Origin of the sequence: Lawsonibacter sp. LCP25S3_E2 (genome assembly GCF_052117285.1) — a bacterium.
Classification (GTDB): domain Bacteria; phylum Bacillota; class Clostridia; order Oscillospirales; family Oscillospiraceae; genus Lawsonibacter.
The window spans coordinates 66,352-74,027 of sequence record NZ_JBQKJL010000014.1; the positions used below are offsets into that span (position 1 = coordinate 66,352).

5 protein-coding genes and 1 other annotated feature (1 of these 6 running past the window's edge) are annotated in these 7,676 nt (G+C 54.9%); of the genes, 3 read left to right on the top strand and 2 right to left on the bottom strand.

Annotation, left to right across the window (positions count from 1 at the left end):
- Positions 1–87: a sequence feature (ribosomal protein L10 leader region), on the bottom strand; it reaches 46 nt to the left of the window's first position.
- Positions 88–519: 432 nt separating this feature from the next.
- Positions 520–2,319, top strand: coding sequence for a threonine--tRNA ligase (thrS, locus tag ACTQ3R_RS12130; protein ID WP_441779831.1), 1,800 nt, complete (start codon positions 520–522; stop codon positions 2,317–2,319).
- 707 nt (positions 2,320–3,026) lie between these two features.
- Here thrS and ACTQ3R_RS12135 read toward each other — a convergent pair.
- The gene (locus ACTQ3R_RS12135) at positions 3,027–3,704 is read right to left on the bottom strand and encodes a DUF2461 domain-containing protein (protein WP_441779832.1); all 678 of its coding nucleotides are present in this window, start codon (positions 3,702–3,704) and stop codon (positions 3,027–3,029) included.
- A gap of 24 nt (positions 3,705–3,728) precedes the next feature.
- Positions 3,729–5,636, bottom strand: coding sequence for a VanW family protein (locus ACTQ3R_RS12140; protein ID WP_441779833.1), 1,908 nt, complete (start codon positions 5,634–5,636; stop codon positions 3,729–3,731).
- Positions 5,637–5,951: 315 nt separating this feature from the next.
- Here ACTQ3R_RS12140 and ACTQ3R_RS12145 point away from each other — a divergent pair, with 315 nt between their 5' ends.
- Positions 5,952–6,461, top strand: a complete 510-nt coding sequence (locus ACTQ3R_RS12145) for a hypothetical protein (RefSeq protein ID WP_441779834.1) — start codon at positions 5,952–5,954, stop codon at positions 6,459–6,461.
- Between the two features lie 141 nt (positions 6,462–6,602).
- On the top strand, positions 6,603–7,676 hold a 1,074-nt coding region (gene istA, locus ACTQ3R_RS12150; RefSeq protein WP_441779835.1), incomplete at its 3' end, for an IS21 family transposase.

Consider the following 7,676-nt stretch of genomic DNA (forward strand, 5'->3'; position numbering starts at 1 on the left):
AATCAAAAGTATTCCCTTTGAAAGCACTCTCGGCAGGAATTACGCCCAGTGGGCCCCTGCTGTCTTTGAACGCAAGTAGCATTATATAGAGTATCCTCCCTCTTGTCAAGCGTTTTTTTACTTTTTTTCTTCTTTTTTCCGTCCTTTCTGGAAAAGAGGTGAACGATCACCGGATTTTCCCGCCGATTGCCTGTTGACAAGGGGAAAAGCTGGTGATATAGTACCACTTGAAAAAAGCTTTGACGGAGAAGAGGCCGCAAAGCGCACCCAGAGAGGGACGCCCTGTGCTGAAAGCGTCCTGTGTCGGGATGCGGCTGGTACCACTCCTGAGCCGTCCGGGAAAGAACCGGGCCGGGCCCTCCCGTTACAGAGGTCACAAGCGGCAAGAGGTCAAACGCTTCTTGCAAGCAGGGTGGAACCGTGGTGCGTATCATAATTATTTGTACGCTTCACCCCTGAAACAAACTCAGGGGTGAAGCGTTTTTCTTTGCCCCAACAACCAGAAAGGAGCAATTTATTATGTCTGAAGAAGTCAAAAACGAGTTTACCTTTGAAAACCCCGAATACCGCAAGACCTATTGGCACACCTGTTCCCACGTGCTGGCTCAGGCCATGAAGCGCCTGCACCCCGAGGTGAAGCTGGCCATTGGCCCCGCCATTGAGAACGGGTTCTATTACGATTTTGACACTCCCCGCCCCTTTACGCCTGAGGATCTGGAGGCCCTGGAGGCCGAGATGCGCAAGATCTGCAAGGAGAAGCTGAAGCTGGAGCGCTTTGAGCTGCCCAGGGCAGAGGCTTTGAAGCTGATGGAGGAGAAAGAGGAGCCCTACAAGGTGGAGCTCATCAACGACCTGCCCGAAGATGCGGTCATTTCCTTCTACAAGCAGGGCGATTTCACCGACCTGTGCGCCGGTCCCCACCTGGATTCCACCGGCCGCATCAAGGGCAACGCCATCAAACTCACCAGCGCCACCGGCGCCTACTGGCGTGGTGACTCCAGCCGCAAGATGCTCCAGCGCATTTACGGCGTGGCCTTCCCCAAGAAGGACGAACTGGACGAGTACCTGGCCAAGCAGGCCGAGGCCCTGAAGCGGGACCACAACAAGCTGGGCCGTGAGCTGGAGTACTTCACCACCGTGGACGTGATCGGCCAGGGCCTGCCCGTACTGCTGCCCAAGGGTGCCCGTGTGGTCCAGCTGCTCCAGCGCTGGATCGAGGACACCGAACAGAAGCGCGGCTACCTGCTGACCAAGACCCCCCTGATGGCTAAGCGGGACCTCTATAAGATCTCCGGCCACTGGGACCACTATCTGGACGGCATGTTCATCCTGGGCGACCCCTATGACGAGACCAAAGAGTGCTTCGCCCTGCGTCCCATGACCTGTCCCTTCCAGTATCAGGTGTTCCTGAACCGCCAGCGCTCCTACCGCGAGCTGCCCATGCGCCTGGGTGAGACCTCCACCCTGTTCCGCAACGAGGATTCCGGCGAGATGCACGGCCTTATCCGTGTACGTCAGTTCACCATCTCCGAGGGCCACCTGATCCTCCGCCCCGACCAGCTGGAAGAGGAGTTTAAGGGATGTCTGGATCTGGCCAAGTACTGCCTGGGTACCCTGGGCCTGCTGGACAAATGTACCTTCCGTTTCTCCCAGTGGGATCCCGCCAACCCCAACAATAAGTACGAGGGCACCAAAGAGCAGTGGGAGGAGGCCCAGAGTGTCATGGCCCAGATTCTGAAGGATCTGGACGTGGAGTACTCCGTGGGCATCGATGAGGCCGCTTTCTATGGCCCCAAGCTGGACATCCAGTACAAGAACGTCTACGGTAAGGAAGACACCCTGGTCACCATCCAGATCGACATGCTGCTGGCTGAAAAGTTTGGCATGTACTACATCGATGAAAACGGTGAGAAAAAGCTTCCCTACATCATCCACCGTACTTCCATGGGCTGCTATGAGCGCACCCTGGCCTACCTCATTGAGGAGTACGCCGGCGCTCTGCCCACCTGGATGGCCCCTGAGCAGGTTCGCTTCCTGCCCGTCACCGACCGCGCCGGCGATTACTGCGCCGACCTGGCCAGCAAGCTCAGCGACCAGGGCTTCCGCGTGGAAGTGGACTACCGCAACGAGAAGATCGGCAAGAAGATCCGCGAGGCCACCATGGAAAAGGTACCCTATATGGTGGTCGTGGGCGACCGGGATATGGAGAACGGCACCGTCTCCGTCCGGCACCGCTCCGGCGAGGATCTGGGGGCCATGTCTCTGGAGGAGTTCGCCGCAATGCTGAAGAACGAAGTGGATAACAAGATCATTAAGTAAGACCAATGGGGCGGCACAAAGCCTGTGCCGCCCCATTCAATCTGATGATAAGAACAAAAGAAATGACCCTTGACTGCCCGTTTCGTAATCCGCTGCAGCCAAGGGTCATTTCTGTTCGCTCTTATTATCTAACATCATATGGTTACCTCCATTTCTATTGGATACGCTTCACAGCCTGTTCCATTCAGCAACTTGAATTTCACTCATACAACCGGTTCTTTTGCCGTTATTACGACTTCTTTTCCTCAAATGTGAGGTCCTCTTTGGTTGGGGGATTCCGTTTTTGCTGTTTGGTTCCTGCTGCTTAGCGCTGCCTGTCTTCCCGTATGCCGGTCAGCTACATTGGGTTCTACTGGGAGATGATATCGTGGACCGCGAATCTTCTTGGAAGTTTATTCTTTGAATGCTTCTTGATCGTCGATGTTCTACGCTTGCGTAATTCTTCTCCTCGTTCCCTCTCTAACTGCTTGCTTGGTCGTTTATTCACTTCAATTTTTTAGATTCGACCTTGCATAACGGGTTCAGGCGCTGGGGCTTTTACTTGTACATTGGACTCATCCTTTCTGGTTATAATGTACCACTTCCCCTCATTTTTGTCAACTCTTTTTGTTTGTTTTTGTGCACAAAAAACTAGCACATTTTTTGACTGCCTTACTAGCTAAATAAAGTAAATGAAATCCCCGGAGAAAAATCCTCCGGGGATTCGCTCACATATGCTCAGGGATGGGATCACCGGGCAGTTCCCGGAACCAGCGGTATTGGGGGACCAGTGACTTCCAGCCCTCCAGCACCTTGTCGGCCAGCTCCGGCGTAAAAAACACCCCTTCACAGTTTTCATCCCTGCAAAAACTGATCTGCCGGCGGTTGTACCAGGGATAGAGCAGCGCTCCTGGGTCACCCTTGGGCCGCTTGTACATTTCCCCCTCCAGTTGGAACTCTCCCCGGCGGTTCACCTGCCGTGCCAGCTTTTCCACTGGCTTTGGGTCCCGGTCGATCCGGGCACGGAGCTTTGCCATGGTCAGCGGTGTGGGGTCCCAACAGCCCATGCCGTAGCTGTAGCGCTCGGCAGCCACTTCAAAAAAGAAGCAGGGGATCGCGCTGTCGTGCTCTCCGGGTCTGCGCAGGGAGAACCACAGGTGATCCTTATAGGGCCCCCGGCCAAAAAGCCGCCGGGCATCCCGGTAAATCCGGCTCACCTTGCACTCCAACTCCAGCTTGGGGTAGGCCTGGGTCATGGCCTGGGTCAGCTCTGCTGCCAGGGCCCGAGTAGGAGCATCCACATAGGTGAGAAACTCCTCCTTGTGCTGTAAAAACCAGCTTCGTTCGTTGTTGAACCGCAGGTTCCAAAGAAAATCAATGGTCTGCTGGGTATATCCTTCAAACATAGGACTGCCTTTCCTTGAAACGTATTACGCCCGGATATCTTGGCTGGGGACACCTGCCATAGGGTCCTCGTTTTCCCCTTCATTGTTGGAAGGGATGACCGGGTCGGTAGAGCCATCCGGCTGTTCCGACGTGCCTGTACCGGGGCCTGTGGTAGCACCGGGGTCGGTGGTGGTCCCAGGGTCGGTATTGGTCCCAGGCTCAGTGGTAGTGCCGGGATCCGTGGTGGTCCCTGGATCCGTCGTGGTTCCGGGATCTGTGGTGGTCCCAGGGTCGGTGGTAGTACCGGGCTGCGGGGGCACACCGTTCACCCAGGTGGCAGGATCACCGTCGGCAGGGTTATAGAGGATGGTCTTGGGGCGCATCTTGTACACACTGACTCCCATATCCTGCTTTTCCATGAGGTTGCCATCCTTGTCGAAAATGCTGCGGTAGGCCTGGGCCTTCAATCCGGTATAGGGATTCTGTACCGCGTCCACCTTCGTAGTCCCCCGTGGAATGGTCTCATCCGGCTGATACACGGTGGTAGGTGCCTGCCAGTCAAACGCGTAGCTCTCAGGAACGGCGTAGACACCCTCCTCATTGGTTCCGTAGATCCGGCAGATCAGCAGCTCCTTGTTCCCCTGCCACTCAGGGGCAATGGTGACCTTGATGGGATAGTCGGTATTGTTTTTAAAGCGGAAATCCGTCACACCGTAGTACACGGTAGCGTCCATACCCACGGGGACATAGCCTGTGTTATAGCCGTGGTTGTACCGCTCCACCACCTCAAGGGCACTGTGGAGCAGGGCATAGTAGATGGTGGAAGAAGTCTGGCATACACCGCCGCCCACCTCTTCTACCGTCTTGCCCCCGGAATATACCGTGGCGGACTTATAACCCATGGAGGCCGAGCGGCTTCCCGTCTGACCGTTAAAGGAAAAAATCTCCCCCGGCATAATAACGGCCCCATTGCAGGCCTCTGCGGCCAATTTTACGTTAAATTTCCGGTTGGCCGTTCCGGTGAGGACTGTGCTCCCCTCGCCCAGTACATCCCGGAAAAGTTTTCCTTCCAGGCTCTCCTTTGTGTCCTTGGGCTGGGTGAGGGTGACAGGGATGGAGAAGGTCTCTCCCTCTCCCGCCTGGTCATAGGCACTTTTCAGCTCCTGCACATCGAACTCCACACCCACTACATGGTCGCTCACTGCAAAGGTCTCCGGGTCCATCACGGCACTTTTGGGCTCTGCCGCCAGCTCCTGGTGGATGGCGTTAAAATCAGGCTCCTGAGGCGGGGTCTCTTCCACAGGAAGCTCCTCCCGGCTGATGATCAGCCCCTCTCCCTGGCTTTCCCACTGGGCGATGGCCTCCTCAAAGCCCTCATAAACCGTGGTCAAAAGCTGGTCCTTCGCCACAGAAGCACCGCTGCGTCCTTTGGTCATAGTCAGCCGGTCTCCCTCGATGGCATAGGAGGCCTGGGTCACATTTCCCACATCTTCCTCCACCTGACGCACCAGATCCGTCACAGCCTGGGGCTCGTCAGTTCCCCACGCCGGCTCTGCCCGACGGGATATTCCCGCCAAATGCGCCAGGTAGCTGCCACCCTGGAGAAAGAAATTCCCCCGTCCCTCCTGCCATGCGGCCCGTGCGTTGTCCGCACTGCTCAGGTTCATATCGGCCAGGCTCAGGGTATAGTTCTGGTACTGATAGGCCAGGGCCAGCTGAATGTTTTCACCATTTTTCTCCAGGCCCTCCTGCAGCGCAGTTTCGGCCTGGCCTTCGGTCATGCCGGATACATCCACCCCCAGCACAGACACGTTGGGGAAAATGGTATTCACACTCCCCACCCAGGCGCACAAACCCAAATAGGACGCCAGCACAATTCCTGCTGCCGCCCCTATGACGATCCATATCTTTTTGCCCCCATTGGGCTTTTTTTCCAAACGCTGACCTTGCATAACTCCTGTACCCCCCGGACATTGGGAAGAAAACGGTTCCTTCCCCGCTACCTTTTTCAAAGGGAATTTTTCTTTCCTTACACTCTCACAATTTTGTATTATAGCACCCAAGACTACCCCTTACAATTACAGAATAGTTACAACTCTGGAAAGGGCTGGAATCGAAAAACAGCCATTTACTTTTTCCCTTTGCCGCTGTATGATAGTATTCAACGAAACGAAACTATATCTTTACTAAATTTTAAGGCAAAATCAATTTCATTTGGAATTTTTTATGCTAAACTAAATGCAGCATTCCATGAAAGGGGAACCATTATGTCCAATCCTTCCAGCCAATCCGGCCGAGGCGGCGATCCGATTTACTGGCTCATCGCCATCGGCCTTCTGTTTACCGGCTTTGCAGCGCCAGTAGGCATTGTTATGATTGTGCTAAAGCTCCTGGGGGGTAAAAAACGGGGCCGCCACCCCTATTATAGCCAGCGCCAGCAGCCGGAAAATATGGGAGCCCGCACCACCGCCTCACAGGAATCATTTTTTCAGCAGGAAAACGCTCCAAAGACCGCTTACGCCAAACAGAAGAGCCGACAGGCCCCTGTTCTCCTGCAAGATCTCTCCAAGCAAGGAAAGCGGCTGACCCGGATCGGCGCCATCATTTCCGCCGTGCTCGCCTTTATCCTCCTCGCTTCCCTGTCCGACGCCGCCTATTGGCTCTTTAACGGGGAGTTCTCCTGGTTTCTCCAGGATACGCTGGATATGCTCCCCTTCCTGTGCGGATTGGGAGGCAGCTTGGGCTGTCTCTGGGCCGGGCTCCGTAAGCTGTTATGAGACAATAAGATATCCCTGAAAATGCCAACGCAAAATCCTTGAAATTGCCAAAAAAATTCCCTGGTCTTGCCACAAGAAAATCCCTGTAAAGGGAAAAGGCAGACAGTGTGTTAGAATAGTCCCAGCAAAAGCTGGGAGGGAATGAAAGGAATGGCAATCACCGTGGAAGAAATTGCGGCAATCAAGGAATTGCAGGCCCAGGGCTTCGGGCCGTATCAAATCAGCGCTCAGGTAGGAGCAGATCCGAAGACGGTTCGGAAATACATGAAGCAAGATGATTTCAGCCCCGCTGTGCCACAGCCAAAATCATTATGCGGCAAACTGACCCCGTGGATCCCCACCATATGCGTCTGGCTGGAGGAAGACCAGCAAAACCGTCACAAACAGCGGCACACGGCCAAACGGATCTATGATCGCCTGGTCAAGGAAGACCCAGCGTTTTCGTGCAGCTACAGAACGGTAAGCCGGTATGTGGCGGACTGGAAGGCAGAACGTCGGCAGGGACATGGAGCACAGGAGTTGGTTTGGCATCCCGGCGAATGCCAGGCAGACTTTGGTGAATGCGATATGTACGTGCGTGGTAGTCGTGTCGTGGTAAAGTACCTGGTGGTGACCTTCCCGTATTCCAATGTGGGGTACCTCCAGTGCTTTCACGGGGAGACGGCGGAATGCCTCTGCCAGGGGCTCAAGGACATCTTTCACTACATCGGAGGAGTCCCACAGCGTGTGGTAATTGACAACGCCACCGGCGCAGGCCGGCGCATGGGAGAGGTCATTCGTCTCACAGAACTGTTTCAGCGATTTAAGGCTCACTATGGATTTTCCCTTACCTTCTGTAATCCCCGATCCGGGAATGAAAAGGGAAATGTCGAGAACAAGGTTGGGTACTTCCGCCGTAATATTCTGGTGCCCATTCCGAAAACGGAGTCGCTGGAGCACTTCAATGCCCAGGTGCTGGAGGAGTGCGAACTGGATAACTGCAGGGACCATTACAAGCTGAATATTCCCATGTGTGAGCTGTTTCAGGAGGACAAGCAGCAGTTGCTGCGTCTGCCGGAACTGCCGTTTGAATGCTGCAAATACCGCCGGCTGCTCACAGACCACTACGGGAAGTTCTGTATTGATAACTGCCACTTTTACAACATCGGCCCGCAATATGCGGACAGCGAGTTGTGGGTACGCATTGGCGCCTTTACGGTAGAGCCGCTGGACAGC

What these genes read in the sequence shown, in the direction of transcription:
- ACTQ3R_RS12135 (WP_441779832.1), bottom strand. Translation starts at nt 3,704, where the DNA reads ATGTTTGAAGGATATACCCAGCAGACCATTGATTTTCTTTGGAACCTG.
- thrS (WP_441779831.1), top strand. Translation starts at nt 520, where the DNA reads ATGTCTGAAGAAGTCAAAAACGAGTTTACCTTTGAAAACCCCGAATAC.
- ACTQ3R_RS12145 (WP_441779834.1), top strand. Translation starts at nt 5,952, where the DNA reads ATGTCCAATCCTTCCAGCCAATCCGGCCGAGGCGGCGATCCGATTTAC.
- ACTQ3R_RS12140 (WP_441779833.1), bottom strand. Translation starts at nt 5,636, where the DNA reads ATGCAAGGTCAGCGTTTGGAAAAAAAGCCCAATGGGGGCAAAAAGATA.